At 71.4% G+C, this 22,142-nt stretch carries 21 protein-coding genes; 12 read left to right on the top strand and 9 right to left on the bottom strand.

Features of this window, described 5'->3' with window-relative positions:
* Positions 1–23 precede the first annotated feature (23 nt).
* Positions 24–485: a dUTP diphosphatase gene (gene dut, locus ACLQ3K_RS17880; protein WP_212553016.1), complete on the bottom strand. Its 462-nt coding sequence runs from the start codon at positions 483–485 to the stop codon at positions 24–26.
* 23 nt (positions 486–508) lie between these two features.
* On the opposite strand from dut, the gene ACLQ3K_RS17875 reads away from it, so the two are divergent.
* Positions 509–1,000, top strand: a complete 492-nt coding sequence (locus tag ACLQ3K_RS17875; protein WP_426000979.1) for a DUF3093 domain-containing protein — start codon at positions 509–511, stop codon at positions 998–1,000.
* 29 nt (positions 1,001–1,029) lie between these two features.
* On the opposite strand, the gene ACLQ3K_RS17870 is transcribed toward ACLQ3K_RS17875, so the two are convergent.
* Positions 1,030–1,329: a DUF4193 domain-containing protein gene (locus ACLQ3K_RS17870; RefSeq protein ID WP_068525100.1), complete on the bottom strand. Its 300-nt coding sequence runs from the start codon at positions 1,327–1,329 to the stop codon at positions 1,030–1,032.
* A 245-nt stretch (positions 1,330–1,574) separates the two neighbouring features.
* Here ACLQ3K_RS17870 and cei point away from each other — a divergent pair, with 245 nt between their 5' ends.
* Complete coding sequence (gene cei, locus ACLQ3K_RS17865; RefSeq protein ID WP_224645710.1) at positions 1,575–2,306, top strand: envelope integrity protein Cei; 732 nt, start codon at positions 1,575–1,577, stop codon at positions 2,304–2,306.
* Positions 2,307–2,352: 46 nt separating this feature from the next.
* Here the strand turns inward: cei and ACLQ3K_RS17860 are convergent, their stop codons facing one another.
* Positions 2,353–3,216: an inositol monophosphatase family protein gene (locus ACLQ3K_RS17860; RefSeq protein ID WP_374201275.1), complete on the bottom strand. Its 864-nt coding sequence runs from the start codon at positions 3,214–3,216 to the stop codon at positions 2,353–2,355.
* Between the two features lie 97 nt (positions 3,217–3,313).
* Here ACLQ3K_RS17860 and ppgK point away from each other — a divergent pair, with 97 nt between their 5' ends.
* Positions 3,314–4,057, top strand: coding sequence for a polyphosphate--glucose phosphotransferase (ppgK, locus tag ACLQ3K_RS17855; RefSeq protein ID WP_224645712.1), 744 nt, complete (start codon positions 3,314–3,316; stop codon positions 4,055–4,057).
* Positions 4,058–4,275: 218 nt separating this feature from the next.
* Positions 4,276–5,727: an RNA polymerase sigma factor gene (locus tag ACLQ3K_RS17850; RefSeq protein ID WP_224645713.1), complete on the top strand. Its 1,452-nt coding sequence runs from the start codon at positions 4,276–4,278 to the stop codon at positions 5,725–5,727.
* A gap of 49 nt (positions 5,728–5,776) precedes the next feature.
* On the opposite strand, the gene ACLQ3K_RS17845 is transcribed toward ACLQ3K_RS17850, so the two are convergent.
* Positions 5,777–6,862: an epoxide hydrolase family protein gene (locus ACLQ3K_RS17845; RefSeq protein ID WP_224645714.1), complete on the bottom strand. Its 1,086-nt coding sequence runs from the start codon at positions 6,860–6,862 to the stop codon at positions 5,777–5,779.
* A gap of 101 nt (positions 6,863–6,963) precedes the next feature.
* Positions 6,964–7,521 carry a hypothetical protein gene (locus ACLQ3K_RS17840; protein WP_224645715.1) on the bottom strand — a complete coding sequence of 186 codons (558 nt, stop codon included), beginning with the start codon at positions 7,519–7,521 and terminating at the stop codon, positions 6,964–6,966.
* Positions 7,522–7,629: 108 nt separating this feature from the next.
* Between ACLQ3K_RS17840 and ACLQ3K_RS17835 the strand changes: the two genes are divergently transcribed.
* From ACLQ3K_RS17835 to ACLQ3K_RS17825, 3 genes are all read left to right on the top strand, one after another.
* Positions 7,630–8,742, top strand: a complete 1,113-nt coding sequence (locus tag ACLQ3K_RS17835) for a sensor histidine kinase (protein ID WP_224645716.1) — start codon at positions 7,630–7,632, stop codon at positions 8,740–8,742.
* Positions 8,739–9,377, top strand: coding sequence for a response regulator (locus ACLQ3K_RS17830; protein WP_224645717.1), 639 nt, complete (start codon positions 8,739–8,741; stop codon positions 9,375–9,377). Before ACLQ3K_RS17835 ends, ACLQ3K_RS17830 begins: the two co-directional genes overlap by 4 nt.
* A 68-nt stretch (positions 9,378–9,445) precedes the next feature.
* Positions 9,446–9,874: a DUF6069 family protein gene (locus ACLQ3K_RS17825; RefSeq protein ID WP_426000978.1), complete on the top strand. Its 429-nt coding sequence runs from the start codon at positions 9,446–9,448 to the stop codon at positions 9,872–9,874.
* A gap of 64 nt (positions 9,875–9,938) precedes the next feature.
* On the opposite strand, the gene ACLQ3K_RS17820 is transcribed toward ACLQ3K_RS17825, so the two are convergent.
* From ACLQ3K_RS17820 to ACLQ3K_RS17805, 4 genes are read right to left on the bottom strand one after another with little or no spacing between them, the layout of a single operon-like run.
* Positions 9,939–13,115: a carboxyl transferase domain-containing protein gene (locus ACLQ3K_RS17820; RefSeq protein WP_426000977.1), complete on the bottom strand. Its 3,177-nt coding sequence runs from the start codon at positions 13,113–13,115 to the stop codon at positions 9,939–9,941.
* Positions 13,112–14,902, bottom strand: coding sequence for an AMP-binding protein (locus ACLQ3K_RS17815; RefSeq protein ID WP_426000976.1), 1,791 nt, complete (start codon positions 14,900–14,902; stop codon positions 13,112–13,114). The genes ACLQ3K_RS17820 and ACLQ3K_RS17815 overlap by 4 nt, the downstream gene beginning before the upstream one ends.
* 26 nt (positions 14,903–14,928) lie before the next feature.
* Positions 14,929–15,543 (bottom strand): TetR/AcrR family transcriptional regulator, encoded by a 615-nt coding sequence (locus tag ACLQ3K_RS17810; protein ID WP_224645721.1) that lies wholly within the window; start codon positions 15,541–15,543, stop codon positions 14,929–14,931.
* Between the two features lie 52 nt (positions 15,544–15,595).
* The gene (locus tag ACLQ3K_RS17805; RefSeq protein ID WP_224645722.1) at positions 15,596–16,981 is read right to left on the bottom strand and encodes an MFS transporter; all 1,386 of its coding nucleotides are present in this window, start codon (positions 16,979–16,981) and stop codon (positions 15,596–15,598) included.
* Between the two features lie 173 nt (positions 16,982–17,154).
* On the opposite strand from ACLQ3K_RS17805, the gene ACLQ3K_RS17800 reads away from it, so the two are divergent.
* The 5 genes from ACLQ3K_RS17800 (at position 17,155) to ACLQ3K_RS17780 (ending at position 22,142) form a co-directional block, all read left to right on the top strand.
* Positions 17,155–18,087, top strand: coding sequence for an alpha/beta fold hydrolase (locus ACLQ3K_RS17800; RefSeq protein WP_426000975.1), 933 nt, complete (start codon positions 17,155–17,157; stop codon positions 18,085–18,087).
* Position 18,088: 1 nt separating this feature from the next.
* Positions 18,089–19,018, top strand: coding sequence for a LysR family transcriptional regulator (locus tag ACLQ3K_RS17795; RefSeq protein ID WP_426000974.1), 930 nt, complete (start codon positions 18,089–18,091; stop codon positions 19,016–19,018).
* A gap of 137 nt (positions 19,019–19,155) precedes the next feature.
* Positions 19,156–20,169 carry a quinone oxidoreductase family protein gene (locus ACLQ3K_RS17790; RefSeq protein WP_426000973.1) on the top strand — a complete coding sequence of 338 codons (1,014 nt, stop codon included), beginning with the start codon at positions 19,156–19,158 and terminating at the stop codon, positions 20,167–20,169.
* A gap of 35 nt (positions 20,170–20,204) precedes the next feature.
* Complete coding sequence (locus tag ACLQ3K_RS17785) at positions 20,205–21,182, top strand: fumarylacetoacetate hydrolase family protein (protein WP_426000972.1); 978 nt, start codon at positions 20,205–20,207, stop codon at positions 21,180–21,182.
* A gap of 27 nt (positions 21,183–21,209) precedes the next feature.
* On the top strand, positions 21,210–22,142 hold the full coding sequence (locus tag ACLQ3K_RS17780; protein ID WP_426000971.1) for a hypothetical protein: 933 nt from the start codon (positions 21,210–21,212) through the stop codon (positions 22,140–22,142).

Raw genomic sequence — 22,142 nt, 5'->3', positions numbered from 1 at the left:
GTCTTCGGGGGTTCGGTGGTGAATCAGTGGGAGGACTCGAGGCTGGCGTGGCCGCCCGACGAGCCGTAGCCGCCGGCGCCGCGGACCGTCTCGTCGAGGAACGAGACCTCCTTGAAGTCGGGCAACTCGACGCGCTGCACCAGCAACTGGGCGATGCGGTCGCCGCGCTTGATGTCGACGGCCGTCTCGCGGTCGGTGTTCAGGAGGCACACCTTGATCTCGCCGCGATAGCCGGCGTCGATGGTGCCGGGCGTATTGACCACGGTGAGACCGTGTTTCGCAGCCAGGCCGGACCGGGGGTGGATCAGGCCGACGGTGCCGTGCGGCAGCGCGATCGCCACGCCGGTGGCGACGAGCGTGCGGGCGCCGGGTTCGATCCGCACGTCGGTCGTCGAGTACAGGTCCACGCCCGCGTCGCCGGGATGTGCGCGCTTGGGGAGTGGGAGGCCCTCGTCGAGCCGCAGTAGGGGTATCTGGCTCACCATGGGATGCAGACTACGCTGAAGCCGTGTCGGACGATCGAACAGTGAAGACCTCGAAGCCGGAGAACGGCTACACCGAGAGGCCGACGGTGCCGTGGTACTGGTGGCTCGCGGGAGCGGTCGTGGCGGGTCTGCTGTGTTTCGAGGTGACTCTCGCTGCGAAGTGGGGGGACTGGATGATCGGCGCGTTCGTGCTGATCGTCGCCGTGATCGCGGTGCTGCTCTGGTCGATGGGCCGCGGCAGCGTCGGCGTGCGCGACGGTGAGCTGTGGGCGGGCAACGCCCACCTCCCGCTGGACCTGATCTCCCGCGCCGCGGCCGTGCCGGCGGAGGCGAAGAGCGCGGCGCTCGGCCGCCAGCTCGATCCCGCGGCGTTCGTGTACCACCGCGGCTGGATCAAGACCATGATCGTCGTGGTCCTCGACGACCCCGACGATCCGACGCCGTACTGGATGGTCTCCACGCGGCATCCGGAGAAGATGCTCGCGCTCATCCCCGCCGCGACCACGCTCGGATAGCGAGCGGGCCGCCGCGGAGAAAGTAGCCGTCAGGCGCAGTCGATGCAGATCAGCTCGGTGCCGTCCGGATCGGCGAGCCGGCTGCGGTGGTACACCAGGAAGCAGCTGGTACAGGTGAACTCGTCAGCCTGCTTCGGCACCACCCGGACGCTCAGCTCCTCGCCCGACAGGTCGGCACCGGGGAGCTCGAAGGACTCGGCGGTCTCGCCTTCGTCCACGTCCACCGTGCCGGACTGGCCCTCGTTGCGACGGGCCTTCAACTCCTCGAGCGAATCCTCCGAGATCTCATCCGCCTCGGACCGCCGTGGAGCATCGTAATCAGTTGCCATGCCGTGTCATCCCCATCCTTGCTCGTACCCCTGGGCCTCAGGGTTTCCGAGACCGCCGGGCGCGTTGTTTCCCGCGCGAGCGGCCAGAGTGTAGCGCACTCGAAATCGGATGTCACGGACTTTCCGTGACGGTCCGGATTCCACCGCTCGTTGCCCCTCCAACGCACGATGGGCCCGGATGATTCCCGCGCGACTCCCGCGCCGCCTCCCCTGCCCGGGCGACGCCCTCCCGTACAGTCGGGGCCGTGGTTTCCCAGCTCACCGGCACGGGCCGGCGATTCGACCGGAACGGTGAACCGTTCCGGCGGCGCAACACGCTCCCGATCCTCATCGTGATCGCCGTCCTCGCCGTCGTGGCCATCGCGACCTGGGCCCGCGCCATGTCCTCCCAGGAGGAGACCGCAGCGCCCGTGTCCTGCCCGCCGCCGCCGGCCCCGTCGGCCTCGGCGGCGCCGACGACGGGCGCCGCGGCGCGCGCGGGCGCCACCGCGCCGGCGCCCGCGCCCGCGTCGGGGAAGTTCGACGTCGTCTCCCCCGATGACCTGGTCTCGGTCCGGCCCGCACCGCTCGCCGCGTCGACGGTGCGCGTGCTCAACGCCTCGGGCCAGGCGGGCCGCGCGGAGACCACCCTGAACAAACTCGCCGACTACGGGTTCGGCGCACCCACCACCGGCGCCTACGGCAACGACCCGGTCTACCCCGAGATGGCCTGCCAGGCGCAGCTGCGGTTCGGCGATTCGGGCCGGGCAGCGGCCGCAGCGGCCTGGATCATCGCCCCGTGCGCGGAGCTGGTGGACGACGGGCGGCGCGACAACTCGGTCGACCTGGTCCTGGGCACGTTCTTCACCGATCTCGAGCCCAGCACCGATGCGCAGGAGATCCTGCGGATCCTGCGGGCGGCTCCCGCGGGTGCGGCCGACGGCGGGGCGAACCCCGCCCTCGTCTCGGCCGTGCACAGCCAGTCCTGCAACCGCTGAGCGGTCCGCCCGCAGCTGATCCGCCCCGCGGCCGGGTGCCGCAGCCCTAGAGGGCCTCGAGCCCTCCGGCCTCCCGCAGCAGTGCGATCAGCCCGTCGGCGATGCCCGGCGCGGCCGCGAGGGTCAGGGCGCCGTCATCGCTCGTGGAGTCCGCGGCGGGCACGATCACAACCGCGCCGGCCTCCTGCGCGACGAGGGCGCCTGCGGCCCAGTCCCACGGGCTGAGGCCGTGCTCGAAATGCGCGTCGGCGCGGCCGGCGGCCACCATGCACAGGTCGAGGGCGGCGGAGCCGATGCGTCGCACGTCGCGGACCGCGGGCAACAGCTGCGCGAGAACCCGGCCCTGCTTCTCGCGGCGCTCGCGGGAGTACCCGAAGCCGGTCGCGACCAGGGCCAGCGCGGGGTCGGTGATCGGGTTCGCCCGGAGCCCGCGGACCGTGCCGTCGGGGGCGATCTCGCGCGCACCCTCGCCCAGGGCGGCGGCGTAGACGGTGCCGTGCACCACGTCGGCGACCGCGCCCGCCACGGACACGCCGTCGACCTGGGCGCCGAGGGAGACGGCGTAGGCGGGCACCCCGTAGAGGAAGTTGACGGTGCCGTCGATGGGGTCGACGATCCAGCGGACCGCGCCGGGCTCCCCCTGCTCGCCACCGAACTCCTCGCCGAGGACGGCGTCGTCGGGCCGCAGCTCCGCGAGCCGCTCCCGCACGAAGCGCTCGGTCTCGGTATCGACGACGGTGACCGGGTCGGTGGGCGTCGACTTGGTGGTCACACCCTCCGGACGCGTCCCGTCGGCGCCATCGAATGCATTGGCGCCGAAGACCTCCGCCCGGCGGGCCGCGACGCGTTGCGCGGCCTCCGTGACGACGGCGACGGCGATCTCGGACAACTCCCACCGGTTAAGTTGCACGCCCACCACAGAACCACAATCCGCGGTACTTTGTCAGCGCCGGGGGCACCCGGGCGGAGGACTGCGGTCCGGCACCTCAAGGAATGCGGAGTAGGCAATGGCGGAGAATCTGGGGTTCGGCGTCGACATCGGCGGCAGCGGCATCAAGGGCGGCATCGTAGATATGGACACGGGCGACTTGGTCGGCGAGCGCTTCAAGGTGCCCACGCCGCAGCCGTCCACGCCGGGCGCGTGCGCCGGCGCGGTCCGCGAGGTCATCGAGCACTTCGACTGGGCCGGCCCCGTCGGGATCACCGTCCCCGCGGTCGTGACGAACGGCACGGTCCGCAGCGCGGCGAACATCGACCCGGGCTGGATCGGCGCCGACGCGAGCGAGCTCTTCACGTCCACTCTCGATCGTCCGGTCACTGTGCTCAACGACGCGGACGCGGCGGGGCTGGCGGAGGACCGGTACGGCGCCGGCCGCGACTTCGACGGGGTGATCCTGCTCCTGACCCTGGGCACCGGCATCGGCTCGGCGCTGATCTATCGCGGGACCCTGGTGCCCAACACCGAGTTCGGCCACATCGAGGTCGAGGGCAAGGAGGCCGAGCACCGGGCGGCCAGCTCGATCAAGGACCGCCGCGGATGGAGCTACGAGAAGTGGGCGGGCCAGGTCAGCCGCGTCTTCCGCGAGTACGAGAAGCTGCTCTGGCCGGACCTGATCATCGTCGGCGGAGGCATCAGCCGCAAGGCCGACAAGTGGGTCCCGCTGCTCGAGGTGAAGACTCCGGTGATCCCCGCGAAGCTGCTGAACACCGCCGGGATCGTGGGCGCGGCGATGGCGTCGCAGCGCGGCTGATCCGTCCGGTTCGGGCGCTTTGACCGCAGGTGAATGCGGGCGGAGCGACCGGATCGTTACAATGGGGTGCCGGCGTCGAAACGCCGGAACAGACGCCGGTCTCCCTCGCCTCCGGTCGCCTCAGCCACCACCGACGCCGCGCACGGCTCGGAACAGGTGTTGTTGTCGCGCCCGGGAAGCGGTTCCGGCGCATGCAGGCACAGTAGGAAAGGGCGTACGTGGCAGCGACGCAGACCAGCTCCAGCGCACCGTCGGCAGACGGCGTGGACGGTTCGGCCACCTCGGCGGAGACCCCCGCCAAGAAGACCACCGCCAAGAAGGCTCCCGCGAAGAAGGCCGCGGCCAAGAAGGCCCCGGCCAAGAAGGCGGTGGCGAAGAAGGCCCCCGCCAAGAAGGCCCCGGCCAAGAAGGCGGCCGCGGGTCCGGCGAAGCGCACGGCGAAGAAGGCCGCGGGCAAGAAGGACGCCTCGGCGGCCGGCGCCGAGGGCGGCGCCGAGGACGAGGTCGATCCGGAGCTCGACGGCGATCCCGATCCCACGGAGCTCGCGGACGAGGAGGTCGCGCTCGACGCCGACGACGCCGCGGACGACACCGCGGATGCGAAGGCGAAGAGCGCCGTCACCAAGCCCGCCCCGGCGGACGCGGAGGACGAGGAGCCGTCCGAGCAGGACAAGGCATCGGGCGACTTCGTCTGGGACGAGGAGGAGTCGGAGGCGCTGCGACAGGCCCGCAAGGACGCCGAGCTCACCGCCTCGGCCGACTCCGTGCGCGCCTACCTCAAGCAGATCGGCAAGGTCGCGCTGCTCAACGCCGAGGAGGAGGTCGAGCTCGCCAAGCGGATCGAGGCCGGCCTGTTCGCCGAGCAGCAGATCAACCGCTGGCTCGAGCGCGGCGAGAAGCCCGCGATCGGCATCCGGCGCGACATGAACTGGATCGCCCGCGACGGCAACCGCGCCAAGAACCACCTCCTCGAGGCCAACCTGCGCCTCGTGGTCTCGCTGGCCAAGCGCTACACCGGCCGCGGCATGGCGTTCCTGGACCTGATCCAGGAGGGCAACCTCGGCCTGATCCGCGCGGTCGAGAAGTTCGACTACACCAAGGGCTACAAGTTCTCCACGTACGCCACCTGGTGGATCCGGCAGGCGATCACCCGCGCGATGGCCGATCAGGCCCGCACCATCCGCATCCCGGTGCACATGGTGGAGGTCATCAACAAGCTCGGCCGCATCCAGCGCGAGCTGCTCCAGGACCTGGGCCGCGAGCCCACCCCGGAGGAGCTGGCGAAGGAGATGGACATCACGCCGGAGAAGGTGCTGGAGATCCAGCAGTACGCGCGCGAGCCGATCTCGCTGGACCAGACCATCGGCGACGAGGGCGACAGCCAGCTCGGTGACTTCATCGAGGACTCGGAGGCCGTCGTCGCGGTCGACGCGGTGTCCTTCACGCTGCTGCAGGACCAGCTCCAGTCCGTGCTGGACACCCTGTCCGAGCGCGAGGCCGGCGTGGTCCGCCTGCGGTTCGGCCTCACCGACGGTCAGCCGCGCACTTTAGACGAGATCGGTCAGGTTTACGGCGTGACGCGGGAGCGCATCCGCCAGATCGAGTCGAAGACGATGAGCAAGCTGCGGCACCCGTCGCGCTCGCAGGTCCTGCGCGACTACCTCGACTAAACGTCTCCCACCGAACGGCCCGGCGGTCTCCGCCGGGCCGTTCGGCGTTCTAGCCGAGTTCCTCGACGAACGCGAGGAGGTCGCCGGCGTAGTCCTGCGGCACCTCGAGGGCCGCGAAGTGCCCGCCGCGCGGCATCGTCGTGTACCGGACCACGTTCGCCGCGCGCTCGCACCAGCTGCGGGGCGACTGGGCCTCGCGCGGGTAGATGGCCATCGCGGTCGGCACGGTGATCCTGGTGGCCTCGCCGCCCCACCCGTCCGCGGCGTAGCTGTCCGCGGCGGTGGCGGCGGTCTGCGTGAACCAATAGATGCTGAGATTGGTGAGGAGCTCGTCGCGCCCGCCGAAGGCACCGTCGACGTCATGATCCTGGGACCCGGTGTCGATCAGCCCGATCATCCAGGCGGCGAGCCCGGCGGGACTGTCGTTGAGCGCGGGGCCGACGATCTGCGGCTTCGTGGACTGGACGGCCGCGTAGCCGCCCTGGGTGGCCCACCAGTACTGGATGAACTCGGCGTAGGCGCGCTCCTCCTCGTCCAGATCCGTCTCCGCGCCGGTCGGGTACTCCGCGTTCGTCAGGTGCAGGCCGGCGACCCGGTCCGGGTGCCGCCGCGCGAGCTGCGAGCCGACGACGGTGCCGACGTCGCCGCCCGCCACCACGAACTTCTCGTAGCCGAGTACCTCGGTCATGAGACGCTGGAACAGGTCCGCGGTCGCGGTGCTCGAGAGCGCGTGCCCGCCGGTGAACGCGAAGCCCGGCAGCGAGGGCACGACGCAGTCGAAGCCGCGGGCGGTGAGGTCGTCGAGCACGCGCCGGTACCGGAAGGGCGTATCCGGCCATCCGTGCAACAGCAGGATCGCGCCGCGGGAGTCGGCGGCGACGCGATGCAGGAAGTGGAGCGGGCGACCGTCCACCTCGGCCCGGAACTGCGGTACGGCGTTGAGCCCCGCTTCGGCGCCGCGCCAGTCGAACCCGTCGGCCCAGTACGCGACGAGATCGCGCAGGTACTCGCCGGACGTACCGCGGGCGAAGTCGGTGTTGGGGGCGACGTCCGGGAAGCGGGTCGCGCGCAGCCGTTCCTGCAGCTGGGCGATCTCCGCGTCGGGGACGTCGATGGTGAAGGCGGACACGGTCATGGCATCTCCGATCAGAGGGTGATCCGAATCACCTGGGAGTATTCGCCGCTTACGTCCGCTTCGCATCCTGAAAGGCGCCTGCCCGCGATCCGCCCGCGTGATCACCGCTCGGCGGTCTCGCCGCGGCCCGTCACCCACAGCGGTCCGGTGACCAACCAGATGACGGTGATCACGCCGAGGGTCCCGAAGACGCCCATCAGCGCCTCGCGCTGGGTGTCGTCGGCGACGGTGTAGCCCAGCCCCAGCGAGACGGCGCCGGCGATGGCGACGGCCCCGAGCCACCGGTAGAAGTCCGACCACTCCTTGCGGGTCCGCTCGGGCCCGAGCTTGGGCACCTTCCGCGGCGCGGGCCCGCCGGCGAAGCGGTGGGCGAAGCGTTCGTCCGCCCAGGCGATCATGCGGTGCCCGAACATCACGGTGCATCCGAGGTAGATGCCCGCGAGCCGGTGCGCGAAGCCCACCTCGCCGCCGCGGTACAGGTCGATCGCGACGGCCGCGATCAGCACCACGTCGAGCAGCGGCACCAGCGCCAGCGCGATCATCCCCGGGCGGCGCCAGCGCAGGATGTACCGCATCGCGAGGCCACCGACCACGAGGACCCAGAAGCCGATCTCGCACGCGGCGATCGTCCACAGCACCGGATTGTTCAGCTCTCCCATGCCGCCCACTGTGCCGCGCCCGCGCGCCGTCGTCGTCCCCCCGGTGGCCCGTGGGCCCTCCCCCTTTCGGTGGACCCGCCGGCCGCGGCGATGTGCTGCAATGGGCGCATGAGGTCGGTGCTGAGCGGGTGGTCGTCGGAGTACGCCGCCGTGCCGGCCTTCGGCATCTGCCTGGTGGGCGCGGTGCTCTGGGGCGCCGGCGGGTGGTCCGTCAACTCGCGGACCGAGGACTTCTACCCGTGGCAGGTCAAGCTCGGGCTGCTGGGCGGCGCACTGGCGATCCAGCTGCTCGCCCGGCGCCGCCCGGCCGCGGCCTTCGGCCTCATGCTGGCCCTGGTCGCCTGGGACTTCACCTTCGGGCCGTCCGTGGTGCTGTGGATCGCCCTGTCGGACGTGATCTACCTCGCGGTGGCGACGGGGTCCGAACGGCTGCGGGACGTCGTCTCGGTGACGGTGCTGGTGCTCACGGTCGTGCTCGGCGTCGGCGCGACCGCCTTCGTCGGGGTGAAGGCCGGCATGTACGCCGTGCTGATCCTCATCGCCGTGATCTGGTCGCCGATCGGCTACGGCCGGGCGGTGCTCGCCTACCGCCGGCTCGCGGAGCTCGAGCGCGAGGAGGGTGAGTCCCGGCGCGCCACGGCGCTCGCGGACGAGCGGCGGCGCCTCGCACGGGAGCTGCACGACACCGTCGCCGGACACCTCTCCGCGGTCGCGATCCTCGCCGACGCCGCGCAGCGCACGCCCGAGAATCCGGCGGTGCTGCAGTCGATCCGGTCCGGCAGCCTCGCCGCGCTCGAGGAGATGCGGGCCACGATCAACCTGCTCACCTCGCCCGACGACGCCGCCGTCCGCACCACCCTCGAATCCCTCGAGCCGCTCATCGAGACGGCGGGGGCCGCGGGCGTGTCCGTCCGGCTCCGGCTGCCCGACGGTCCGCTGCCCACCGCCGTCGAGGCCACCCTCACGCGAATCCTCGGTGAGGTCATCACGAACGCCACCAAACACGCCCCCGGCGCCGCGCTGGAGGTCGACGTCGACGTCACCGAGGAGCACCTGACCATGACCGCCGCGAACGCCCTGCTACCCGGCCCGACCGGCTCCGGAGACGGCCTGCGCAACATCGCCTTCCGCGCGGAGTCCATCGGCGGGTCGGCGACCGCGGGACCCGACGACGGGGCGTGGGTGGTCCGGGCGACGATCCCGATGGAGGTGGCGCGGTGACGGCCACCGTCGTCCTGGCGGACGATCACGCGGCGATCCGGGCGGGCCTGCGCCTGCTCCTGGAATCGACCGGGGAGGTGCGGGTGATCGGCGAGGCGGCCGACGGTGCCGCCGCCCTGCGGCAGGCGCGGGCCCTCAAGCCGGACGTGGTCGTGATGGACGTCCGCATGCCGCGGGTCGACGGGCTCGCGGCGACGGCCTCCGTCGTGGCCGAGACCGACAGCGCCGTGCTGGTGCTGACGACCTTCGACCTCGATGAGTACGTCCTGGGCGCGCTGAGCGCCGGGGCGAGCGGCTTCCTGCTCAAGTCGGCGGGCGGCGACGAGCTGATCCGCGCGGTCCTGGCCGTCGCGGCCGGCGACGCCGTACTCGACCCCAAGGTCACCCGGGCGGTGATCGCGGCGATCCCCCGTCCCGGCGCCGAGCCCGCGGCCGTCGACCTCAGCGCGCTCACCGACCGCGAGCGCGACGTCCTCGCCGGGCTCGGCGAGGGCCTGTCGAACCAGCAGATCGCGCGGCGTCTCGACATCGGCGAGGCCACCGTGAAGACGCACGTCTCGCGGGTGCTAATGAAGCTCGGCGTGCAGTCACGGGTGCAGGCAGCAGTCGTCGCCGCACAATCCGGTTTGAATTAGGGCTTGACCTCAACATTGCTTCGGGTTATTTGATGGACTCGTTCCGGAAAACGACCCGAGGAGACATCATGACCGCCATCGACACCGCAGCCCCGTCGACCTTCCGCCCGACCCGCACGACCGCCGTGCTGGGCGCCGTCGGCCTGTCCCTACTCACGAACCTCGCCCTGTGGCTGATCGGCCTCGTCGCGGGCGGCGACTTCACCATGACCGACGAGGCCGGGGTCCGCGCCTCGGTCGCCCCCGGCGGCGTCGTCCTCATGACGGTGGTACCGCTGGCCGTCGGCATGACCGTGGCCGTGCTGCTCTCGAAGCTGTGGGCCCCGATCCTGCGGGTCGCCGCCGTGGTCGGCGCCGCGGCATCGCTCGGCACCATCGCGGGCACCCTGGCCGCGGACTTCGACGGACCGTCCACGGTGATGCTCTCGCTGATGCACGTGGTGATCGCCGTGGTGCTGGTCATCGCCCTGGAGGCGCTGTTCCGCCGCGTGCGCTGATCACCGCGGGACCCGCGGTCGCCGGCGAGGCCGGCGACCGCGGAGGATCCGTACCCTCACTCCCTCACCGGGTGAGGGTACGGATCCAGTTCCGGGTGGCGGCGGGGTCGATCACGTCGTCCAGCTCGAAGGTGGTGGCGGCGTGCAGCGCCCGGCCGCGTTGGTACGCGAGTGCCAGCAGCTGATCGAAGAGCTCGGCGCGGGCGGCCTCGTCGGGCGCGGCGGCGAGTTCCTTACTGAAGCCCAGCCGCACCGCACCCTCGAGGCCCATCCCGCCGATCTCGCCCGTGGGCCAGGCGACGGTGAACTGCGGGGCGTGGAAGCTGCCGCCGGTCATGGCCATCGCGCCGAGGCCGTAGCCCTTGCGCAGCACGATCACCCCGAGCGGCACCGTGAGCCGCGCGCCGAGCACGAACAGCCGGGAGAACCGCCGGACGGTGGCCTGCTCCTCGGCCTCGGGCCCGACCATGAACCCGGGGGTGTCGCACAGCGAGATCACCGGGAGCCCGTGCGCCTGCGCCAGTTCCAGGAAGTCCGCGAGCTTGTCCGCCGCCTCGCCGTCGATCGCGCCGCCCAGATGGCGGGTGCTGTTCGCGATGAGCGCGTACGGCTTCCCCTCCACCCGGACCAGCGCGGTGATGATGCCGACGCCGTAGTCGCGGCGCAGCTCGAGCGTCGCGTCCTCGTCGACGATCGCGGCGATCGCGGCGCGGACGTCGTAGGCGCGCAGCCGGTTCTCCGGGACCACGTGGCGCGCGGCGCGCGGATCGGGCGCGGTCCAGGCGTCGACGGGCCCGGCGAAGTAGCCCAGGTATCGGCGCGCGCGATCGACCGCGTCGGCCTCGTCGTCGGCGACGACGTGCACGACGCCGTTGCGGCGCTGCACGTCGATGGGGCCGATGGCCTCCGGCGGGAACTCGCCGAGGCCGCCACCCGAGATCATCGCCGGCCCGCCCATGCCGAGGTTGGCGTCGGGCGTGGCGATGACGACGTCGCAGATGCCCGCGAGCGCCGCGTTCCCGGCGAAACAGCGGCCGGAGACGACGGCGATCAGCGGCACCCGCCCGCGCAGCGCGCCGAGCGACCGGAACGTGGGGACGTCGAGGCCCGCCACGATGTCGAGATCGGTGTCGCCGGGGCGGCCGCCGCCGCCCTCCGCGAACAGCACGATGGGCACGTTCCGGCGGTCCGCGACGTCGATGAGCCGGTCGGTCTTGGCGTGGTTGCGCCAGCCCTGCGTGCCCGCGAGCACGGTGTAGTCGTACGAGATCACCATCGCCTCGGCACCGCCGATCGTCGCGAGGCCGCCGATGAGCCCGTCCGCGGCGCCGGTCGCGATGAGCTCCTCCTCGGAGCGGCGGGCCCGCTGCGCCGGCAGGAGCAGCGCGCCGTACTCGGTGAAGCTGCCCGCGTCGACGAGGTCCTCGATGTTCTCGCGCGCGGTGCGCCGACCGATCCGCCGCCGCTTGGCCACGGCCTCGGGGCGGCCCTCGTCGAGCGTGACGCGGTGCCGCTCGCGCACCTCGTCGAGGTCCGCGCGGGGCCGGTCGAGATCGAGCGCGTCGGCCGCGTCGTCGGCGGCCGCCGCGCCGTCGGCGGGGGCGTACGTCAGGAGCGGGGTACCCGCGGTCACCGTCTCCCCCGGCCGCACCAGCACGTCGCCGACGGTGACCGACACGGGCAGCGCCTGCTCGTGCTCCATCTTCATGGCCTCGAGCACGACCAGGGCGGTACCGGGTTCGGCGGCCGATCCGGCCTCGGCGACGGCGACGACGGTGCCGGTCAGCGTCGCGGTGAGTACGTCCCCGTCGAGCTCGACTGCGGGCGTCGATGCGGGGGCGGCGGTCTCGGGCACGAGGTCACCGATCCGGCGCGCGAGGTAGCCGGTGTCGACGGGGCCCGAACGGAATTCGGGATCGGCGAGGACGGCGCGCAGCAGGGCGACGTTGGTACCGGGGCCGTCGATCACGAACTCCCCCAGCGCCGCGTCGGCCTTGGCGTAGGCGCGCGCCGGCGTGGCGGCCCGCACGATCACCTTGGCGAGCAGGGAGTCGTACCGGGCGGAGGTGGCCAGGCCCGGCCGACCGTAGCCGTCGACGCGGACGCCGGGGCCGGTCGGCGGCGTGTAGCCGGCGAGGACGCCCGCCGAGGGGAGCACGGTGCCGTCGCGCTGCGGCACCTCCAGGTTCACGCGCGCCTGCACGGCGGTGCCGTGGGCGACGGCGGGCGTTCCGCTGACGGCGCCGTCGCGGCATCCGATCGCGGGCGGCAGGCCGAGGTCGCCGAGCGGTGCGCCCTCGGCGAGGGCGAGCTGTGCGGCCACCAGGTCGACTCCGGTCACCTCCTCGGTCACGGTGTGCTCCACCTGGATCCGGGGATTGACCTCGAGGAAGACCGCCCCGCCGTCACGGACCAGGAACTCGACGGTAGCGAGGCCGCGGTAGCCGGCGGCCGCGCAGAGCCGGGCGGCGTGGCCGTGCAAGGCGGAGCGCAGGCCGGCGTCCAGCGCCGGCGCGGGCGCGACCTCGACGAGCTTCTGGTTGCGGCGCTGCACGCTGCAGTCGCGGTCGCCGAGCGCGACGGCGGTGGTTCCGTCGCCGATGACCTGGACCTCGATGTGCCGGGCGCCGGTCTGCAGTTCCTCGGCGAAGACACGGCCGTCGCCGAAGCCGAGCTCGGCCTCGGAGACGCAGGCCCGGTAGGCGGATTCGAGGTCCTCGTCGTACCGGAGGCCGGGCAGCACGGCGCGCATGCCGCGGCCTCCGCCGCCCGCGACGGCCTTGATCATGACGCCGGCCGGGCGGCCGGCGGCGAAGACGCGCACCGCCTCGAGGTCGGCCCCGCCGTCGGTGGCGGCGGGCACGGGGACCCCCGCGGCGACGGCGGCCGAGCGCGCCGCCGCCTTGTCGCCGAAGGTGCGGAGTACGTCGGGGTCGGGGCCCACGAAGGTCAGGCCGGCGGCGGCACAGGCGGCGGCGAAGTCGGCGTTCTCCGCGAGGAAGCCGTAGCCGGGGTGCACCGCGTCGGCGCCCGTGCTCGCGGCGGCCGCGACGATCGCGTCGCGGTCCAGGTAGGCCGAGGGGCCGGAGCCCGCGAGTGCGACGGCGTCGTCGGCGGCGGCGACGTGCGGGGTGTCGGCGTCGTCCGCGGCGTAGACCGCCACGGTCGGGATGCCGAGTTCCCGTGCGGTGCGGATGATCCGCAGCGCGATCTCCCCGCGGTTGGCGATGAGCAGCTTCACTTCGACTCCCCCTGGTGGATCGCGGCCGCCACGTTCTCCGCGGCCACCGCAGGACTTCCTTCTGATGCCGCGCCTGCGATCTGCGCCGCCCTCTCGAACAGCACGCCCTTGCGCACCTTGCCCGTCGCCGTCATCGGCAGCGCGTCGACGACCACGAAATCGGGCACCTTGTAGCCCGCCATGTTCTCCCGCGCCCACGCGGTGAGCTCGGCGACGTCCACGGGCCCCGCCGAGACGACGAAGGCGAGCGGCACCTGACCCTTGCGCGCATCGGGCCGCGGGACGACCGAGACCGAGCCGATCGCCGGGTGATCCTTGAGCAGCGCCTCCACTTCCGACGGGAAGACCGACATGCCGTTGACCTTGATCATCTCCTTCGTCCGCGCGAGGTAGTGCACCGCGCCCCAGTCGTCGATCCTCCCCACGTCGCCGGTGTGCAGCCAGCCGTCGCGGATCGCCTCGGCGGTCGCGTCGGGCCGGCGGTGGTAGGCGGTGAGGATCGACTCGCTGCGCACCACGATCTCGCCGGTCTCGCCGAGCGGGACGGGCGCACCGTCGGGGTCGACGACGAGGATGTCGGTGCCGGGCACGGGAAGCCCGCAGAAGACGGGGTCGGCGGTGAGGTCCCGGTCGCCGTCCTGGAAGCCGAGCGTGAACGTGTCGGCGGTGTGCGTCTCGGTCATGCCGTAGGAGGCCTCGCGCAGGACTCCGCCGGTCAGGACGCGCCAGCGGGCCCGCAGCTCCGGGGTCAGCTTGAGCACGAAGGAGACGGCCAGCGGGTTGACGACGGTGCGGAAAGCGGCACCGTCGAACCCGGGCAGGTCCATGAGCTCGACGTAGTTGTCCACCGTCGCAACGGTGTCCGTCACGCCGTACCGGGCGATGAGCGCGGCGGCGACGGCCGGGTCCCACCGGGTCATGAGCACGATCGTCTGGCCGTTGAGCAGCGGCTTGAGGATGCCGAAATCCTCACCGGCGATCCAGAACACGGGCAGGAAGTTCAGCCCGACCGGGGCGCTCTCCCCCACCGCGGTGCCGCCCGCCACGGTGGCGGTGGCCGCCGTGTAGGCCATGTGCCGCTGGGTGTGCTCGCAGCCCTTGGGCAGACCGGTGGTGCCGCCGGTGTAGTTGAGCGCGGCGAGCGCATCCGGGTCGGAGTCCCGGACCGGCGCGGGCGCTGCGACGACCACACGGTGCCAGTCGCTGCGCGGGTCCGGCGCGATGTCGAAGGGCGCCTGGGCGTCCGGGAGCGGCGCGGTGTCCGCGAGGAGATCGCCCAGGGCCGTGGCGAAGACGGTGCGCACCGGAGTCTGCGCGCGCACCGTCTCCACCAGGTCCAGCAGGTCGGTCTGCGCCAGCAGCACGCCGACACCGGCGTCGTCCAGCTCGTGCTGCAGCTCGCGCCCCTTGAGCAGCGGGTTGACCGGAACGTGGACGGCGCCCAGCTTGAGGATACCGAGCATGGCGATCGCGAACTGCGGGCAGTTGCCCAGGTAGACGCCGACCGCGTCGCCCGCGCGGACCCCCGCGTCGAGGAGCAGGCCCGCGAACCGGTCCGAGAGCTCGTCGTACTCGGCGTAGGTGACCTCGCGGCCGTAGAAGGCCATCGCGACGGTGTCGGGCCGGTGCCGCGCCCAGTACCGGAGGTGCTCCACCATTGCGGGCGTTTCCGCGGGGTACTCGACGGCGCGCGGCACCTGCGCCGGCCAGTTCCGCAGGCGCAGTGCGCGGATCTCGTCGGCGGTGGCGTCGAGTGCGGCGGCGACGGCGGTGTTCCGGTCGGTCATGGGGCTCCTTCGGTGCGTCGGCTCCGTCAGAAGCCGATCAGTCGTTCGGCCACGCGGATCTGATCCGCGATGAAGCGCTCGCGCGCGGCGGGGCTGTCGCGCGCCACGCGCTTCGCGCCGTGGTGGATGGTGTCGTTGAGGATGGTGACCAGCGTCGCGGGCGGCAGGCACAGGTCGACGGTGGAGGGATCGAGGGATTCGAGGTAGGCGGTGTAGCGCCGGTGCGTGCGCCGGGTGGTGCGGTCCCAGATCGCGGCGACATCCTCCCGGACCGGGGCCATCGCGTCGAACAGGGCGACGAGCCCGCCGTTCGCGAAGACCGCGTCGGCGTAGGCCCGCATCGTGGCCGCGATGACCTCGCGCGGCACCTCGGTCTCGATGCCGTCGAGCATCTGCGTCGCCTCCAGCTCCGCGCCGATCCGGTCCACGAGGGCGAGGAGGATCTCGTCTTTCGACCGGAAGTACGCGTAGAAGGTGGGCCGGGAGGTCTGCGCGCGGGCGGCGATGAGCTCCACCGTGGTGGCCGCATAGCCGAGGTCGTCGAAGCAGTCGGCCGCCGCCCGGAGGAGTTCCTCCCGGCGGGCGCCACCGGCGTCCTTGCGGTTCGCGCGGGCCCGCTCCTGTGATTCGCTGATCGTCACGCTCACGAGTCTGCTCGGCTCCGCTCGGACCTTCAAGGACGCCGGTGCCGGCTCACACCGACGCGGGGATCCCGGGCACCGCGTTCGGATCCTCGCGCACCGCCCGGCCGTTCGTCTCCTTGAGGAAGTAGGCGCTGGCGAGGGTCACCAGGCCCATGGCGGCGAGGTAGACCGAGACGAACGTGGAGGACTGCGTCTCGGCGATGATGGCGGTCATGATCAGCGGGGCGACGCCCGAGACGGCGACCGCCGCCAGCTGGTAGGCCAGCGAGGCACCCGAGTAGCGGATCCGGGGCTCGAAAAGCTCCGCCATGAACGCGGCGAGCGGGCCGTAGGTGAGCGCCTGCCCGAAGCTGGAGACGAACATCGCGACCAGCAGCAGCCCGATGTTCGTAGTCTCCGCGAGCCAGAAGAACGGGAACGCCCAGGCGATGAGTACGGCGCCGCCGACCAGGATCAGCGGGCGGCGACCGACGCGGTCGGACACCGCACCCGCGGCCATGATCACGAGCGGCATGACCACCGAGGTGGCGAGCACGCACGCCAGGATCGAGTTGCTGCTCATGCCCAGGCCGCCCGCGGAGGGCTTCTTGCTGCCGTAGCTCACGAAACCGGCGATGGAGACGTAGAACGCGGAGTTCGTGCCGGCCAGCAGCCCGGCGCCGAGCAGGATCTTGCCCCAGTGCCCCCGGATCGCCTCGGACAGCGGCGCCGCGGCGACCGTCTCCTTGCCCGCGTTCTTGGCCGCGACCTCGCGCTGGAGGGCGAGGAACTCCGGCGAATCCTCGATCTTCTTGTGGATGTACATGACGACCGGCACCAGGATCGCGCTGGCCCAGAAGGGCACGCGCCAGCCCCAGCTGAGGAACGCGGCGTCGTCGAGGACGCCGTTCATCAGGATCATCATCAGGTTGCCCAGCAGCAGGCCGAGCGGAACGCCCATCTGCCCGAAGGTCCCGGCGAATCCCCGCTTCTTCGGTCCTGCGGACTCGGTGAGCAGGAGCACCACACCGCCCCATTGGCCGCCGCATGCGAGGCCCTGGACGAAGCGCAGGGACACCAACAGGATCGGGGCGAGCGAGCCGATCGCGCTCGCGGTGGGCAGGCAGCCGATGAGGAAGGTGGCCGCCCCCATCGCGGTCAGACACCAGATGAGCATCGGCTTGCGGCCGATCTTGTCGCCGAAGTGCCCGGCCAGGATCCCGCCCAGCGGCCGGGCGATGAAGCCCACCGAGAACGTCGCGAAGGCCATCAGCGTGCCCATCAGCGGCGAGAGGTCCGGGAAGAAGACCTTGTCGAACACCAGGGCTGCGGCGGTGCCGTAGACGAAGAAGTCGTACCACTCGATCGAACTGCTCACCAGTCCGGCGGTGAGCAGCTTGCCGTGCGACTTCTTCTTCACCGGCGCGACGGCACCGGGCTCGCTGGTCTGTGTCATGGATGGCCCTTCGTGAAAGTTGTGATCCCCGACACAGAGAATGCTTGACGTTGACGTTCGTGTCAACCGATTCCGGAAATTGCTAAGCGTTTGCTTACGCAGCTGGGAGACCGTTTCCAGTGCTTCGGACCGGTTCGGCACCGGCTCCGGCCCCGATCACGTACAAAGAGCACATGGCACTCCTCGAACCCGATTTCCCGTCCGCCAACGGCCGCGACACCGTCCACGCCTGGATCTACACGCCGGTCCGCGAGCCCCGCGCGATCGTGCAGGTGATCCACGGCCTCGGCGAGCACTCGCGCCGGTACCTGCGCCTGATCACGGCGCTGCTCGACGCCGGCTTCGTGGTGGCCGCCGAGGACCACGCGGGACACGGCGCGACGGCGATGGACTCGGGCGTGTGGGGCGACGCGGGCGAGGACGCGGCGCACGTCCTCGTCGCCGACGCCGCCGCGCTCCGCGCGAAGGTCCGGGAACTCCACCCGGGCCTGCCCTACGTCGCCTTCGGGCACTCGATGGGCTCGATGATCGCCCGCGGGCTCGCCACCGCGCAGCCGGACGGGATCGACGGCCTGGTGCTGTGCGGGATCGCCGCGCAGATCGCCGGGATCGACGGTGTCGTCGACCGCGCGGCACTCGCCGCCGAGCCCGATCAGGCCGGGCCCGCGCCCGCGCACTACGTCGGAGAGCTGTTCGACGGCTTCGTCTCCCGGTTCGGCGCGGGCGCGGGCCCAACCGACTGGGTCGCGCGGGACGCGGACGTCGTGCGGGACCACGCGGTCGACCGGTTCAACAACTTCGGCGCCCCGCTGTCGGCCCGGTTCCTCCGTGGCTTCATCGAGTTGTACGACGCCGCGAACGGCGACGCCTTCTACGCCGCACTCCGTCCCGAGACCCCCGTGCTGATCCTCGCGGGCGATCAGGATCCGGTCACCAACTACGGCGAGGGCGCGTACCACGTTGCGAACGCCCTCGTCGCGTCCGGACACCCCGACGTGCGGACGCGCGTCTACCCCGGTGTGCGGCACGAGGTGCACAACGAGCCCGAGACCCGCGACGACGTGACCGCCGAACTCCTCGCCTTCGTCGAGCGCGTGATCGCCTGACGTGACTTCCGGTGATCTCCAGCGGGTCGACCTGAACCTGCTCGTCGCGTTCGACGTCCTCATGGCCGAACGGAGCGTCACCCGCGCCGCGACTCGGATGCACCTCGGGCAACCCGCCATGAGCGCCTCGCTGGCGCGCCTACGACGACTCTTCGACGATCCGCTGCTCGTCCGCGAGGGCCGGACGCTGGTGCCGACGCCCGTCGCGGAGTCGCTCATCGTGCCCGTCCGGCAGTCCCTCGAGCTCATGGCGGGAGCGCTCCGCCAGAGCAGCGTCTTCGACCCGTCGACCGAGGAGCGGACCTTCACCATCCTCGCCACCGACTACTTCCTCGTAGTACTGCTGCGTCCGTTGCTCGCCGGCCTCCGGCGCGAGGCGCCGGGCGTGCGGATCCACGTGCGCCAGATCGGCGAGGACTACGCCGACGTGCTCCGGCGGGGCCTCTTCGACCTGTGCATCGTTCCCCGCGAGTCGCAGCGTTCCGACGTCCCGATGCACAGCGAGGACCTGTTCGGCGACCGTTTGGTCTGCGCTGTGGATTCCGAGAATCCCGAGGTGGGAGAACGGTTCTCCATGGAGCACTTCCGATCCCTGCCGTACGTCGCCTTCGCCGGCGGCGAGACCCTGCAATCGACGGCACAGGGTCGGCTGCGATCGCTGGGGATCGACCGGCCCGTGGACGTCTCGGCCCACGGCTTCGTCGCCGCGCTGCTCATGCTGCGTGACACTCCCCTGTTCACGCTCGTCCACGAGCGCCTCGGACGGAGCCTCGCCGAGCCCGCCCGCCTCAAGCTGCTCGATCCCCCCGTGGATTTCGACCCGATCACCGCGGCGATGTACTGGCTGCCCCGCCAGGACGGCAGCCCCGCACACCAGTGGTTGCGCCTCCGGCTCAGCGATGCCGCAGCCGCCCTGAACACATCATCCTGATCGATATGCTCCATCGATAAGCATCGATAACACCTGTGTGACGGGCGGCGTTAGCGTCGAAGCAGATCGACCGCCCGAGCGCATCAGCACCGCGTCCCGGCTCCGCGGCTCGACTTCGCTTCGGTCTGGAGTCCCCCATGCGCGCAATCCGATTGGATCAGTACGGCCCCGTCGAGAACTACCGGCTCGTCGATGTACCCGAGCCCTTAGCGGGTCCCGGCGAGATCCGGATCAAGAACGACTTCGCCGGGGTTCGCTGGGGCGACGTCATGCAGCGACGAGGTACCCTCACCCGGCCCGATCCGCCCTTCATCGCCGGCCTCGAGGCCGGCGGCGTCGTGGATCAGGTGGGCTCAGGCGTCACGGGAATCCGAGTGGGCGACGTTGTCGTCGCAATGGTCAACGAGGGCGGGTACGCCGAGTACGTGGTCGCGCCCGCGGGGTCCGCCACGGTGCTGCCCGACGGCGCCCCACTCGACCGGAGCACGGCGTACGTCCTCAACCTGAGGGTCGCATACATGATCGTCTTCCCCTGGGCCAAGATCCAGGAGGGCGAGACGGTGCTCCTGCACGCCGCCGCGGGCGGCGTCGGGCTCCTCGTGCTGCAGATCCTCAAGCGGCGTTTACGCGACGTCCGGGTGATCGGCATCTGCAGCGGCGAGGAGAAGGCGCGGGTCCCTCGCGAGCACGGCTGCGATCACGTGATCGACCGGCGCATTCAGGACTACGTCGAGGAAGTCACCCGGATCTGCGGGCCCAAGTCGGCCGGATTCTCCACGGACGACGAGAACGGCGGGGGCGTGGACGTCTCGGTCAACGGTGTCGCAGGCCCCACGATCGAGAAGGACATCCGGGTGATCCGCAAGCGCGGCCGCTGGGTGATCTTCGGACGCCAGGGCGCCGACCGCGCACCGCTCCTCGACCTACAGGCCATCAACTACGACGGCATCACGGTGATGCCCTTCTCGATCGTCGCATGGTTCGGGCGACCCGAATGGGCCGCGTCCGAGGCCTTCCTGCGCGAGTGGCTCTCGACGGAAAGGCTCGACGCGGTCTCGATGTGGCCGCTCGAGGAGGCCGGCGCCGCCGAGAGCGCGATCGAGGCCGGGCGCACCGTCGGGAAGGTCGTCCTCGCGATCCCGCACGACTGAACACCGACAAAACCCCCACGGAGACAGGAGACCCCATGAAATTCGTGACCTTCCACCGACCTGGCGATCCCCGCCCGCGCCTGGGCCTCGACAACCGCGATGAGTACAGCTACACCGACCTCACCGGCCGCTTCCCCGACGATCCGGACTTCGCATCCCTGCTCGCCCTGATCGACGGCGGGCAGCCCGCCCTGGACAAGGCCTGGGCCGCCTACCTCCGCCTCGACGCCGACTCGATCGTTCAGCGGGATGTGGTGACCCTGCTCGCGCCGTTCCGGCCCCGCCGCCTGCGTGACTGCTCGCTCATCGTCGCGCACCTCCGCCCGAGCCTGGTCCGGACGGTGCAGTGGCTCGGCACGCACGGCGACGAGCGTCCGCTCCCGACCGCCATGGCTGCGACCGATCGCCTGATGTCGGCGCTCTACGACCCCGCCGCCTCGATCGGCTTCGCCGACCGCGACCCCGACACCGGCGCGGCGCCTGGTGGCGTTCTCACGTGGCCGAGCGCCAGTGAGATCCTCGACTACGAGCTCGAACTGGCCGTCGTGATCGGCAAGTCCGGCCGGGACGTCACCGCGGAGGACGCCGAAGCCCACATCTTCGGCTACACCGTCTACAACGACTGGTCCCTCCGCGACGTCCAGGCCCGCAACATCCTCGGCAGCGGCGATGTCCACGGCGACGCGAAGGACTTCCCGCACAGCAACGCGATCGGCCCCTGCGTCGTCACCAAGGACGAGGTCCCCGATCCGCGTGGTCTCGCGATGACGGTCCGCGTCAACGGACAGGTGTGGGGTCGCGGCTCGTCGTCGGAGATGGTCCACGGCTTCGACGACGCCGTGGTCGAGCTCAGCCGAGGCGCCGATATTCGGGCCGGCGAGGTCTGGGGTACCGGAACCGTTCCCGGCGGTTCGAGTTTCGAACTCGGCCGCCGCCTGCCCCGTCCGGCCCTCGTGGAGCTGGAGGTCGAGCGCATCGGCACGCTCGCCCACTACGTCGTCCCCGAATCCTGATCTGTCCGCTACGGAGAAAGGTCCACCATGACCACCCGTCCCGCCCTCCTCGATGATCCCCGGCTCATCCGGCTCACCGACGAGGTCTTCGTCTTCGGCACCTACCCCTACAGCGGCCTCGTCGTGACAGACGAGGGATGCATCGCCGTCGACGGCCCGATGTCGCCGACCATCTGTGCGCCCTGGAAGGCATTCATCGACTCGAAAGGCCCGCTGCGGTATCAGGTGTACTGCGAGCACCACTCCGACCACACCATCTCGGCCCCCTACCTGCGACCCGAGGTCCTCGTGTCGTCCGAGACGACACGCGGGGTGATGGACACCGATGAGATGGCCCAGGAGGCCATGCGCACCTGGGGTGCCTACCCGGACGTCGACGCCGCCGTCATCGACGCGTACACGATGGCCTACCCGACGCTCACCTACCGCGGCCGGATGACGATCGAGCTGGGCGGCAAGCGGTTCGTACTGTTCGAGGCACCTGGGCACACCATGGGATCGACGGTCGTGCACGCGATCGACGATCGGGTGGCCTTCATCGCGGACCTCGGCATGACCCCGGCGATCCAGTCGGGCGACCCCGTCGCATGGCTCACCACGATCGCACTGCTCGAGACGCTGGACGTCGACTGGTACGTGCAGGGCCATATGGACCCGATGCGTCGCGAGGACCTGCACACGTGGCGAACGGCCCTCCTCGAAGCACTGGACATCGCGCGCCGACGTGATCGCGCGGGCCTCACTGCGGATGAGATCGTCCAGCAGGGCGGCGTCTTCGATATCGCAAGCATTCTCGGGGGAAGGCCCTTCCTGGGGCGTGGTGACATCCCGCCCGGCCTGCTCACCTTCGGTGCGAGCACGCTGCAGACCGTCGGGGCCGAGCGGATGGCCGAGGCCGTGCACCGCCATCCCACCGATTCGCTCTCGGCCGCACTCGGCCCCGTCAGCACGCAGGAGTGA

Origin of the sequence: Tsukamurella sp. DT100 (genome assembly GCF_049844855.1) — a bacterium.
Taxonomy (GTDB): Bacteria; Actinomycetota; Actinomycetes; order Mycobacteriales; family Mycobacteriaceae; genus Tsukamurella.
This window is presented reverse-complemented; position numbering and strand designations above follow the sequence as displayed.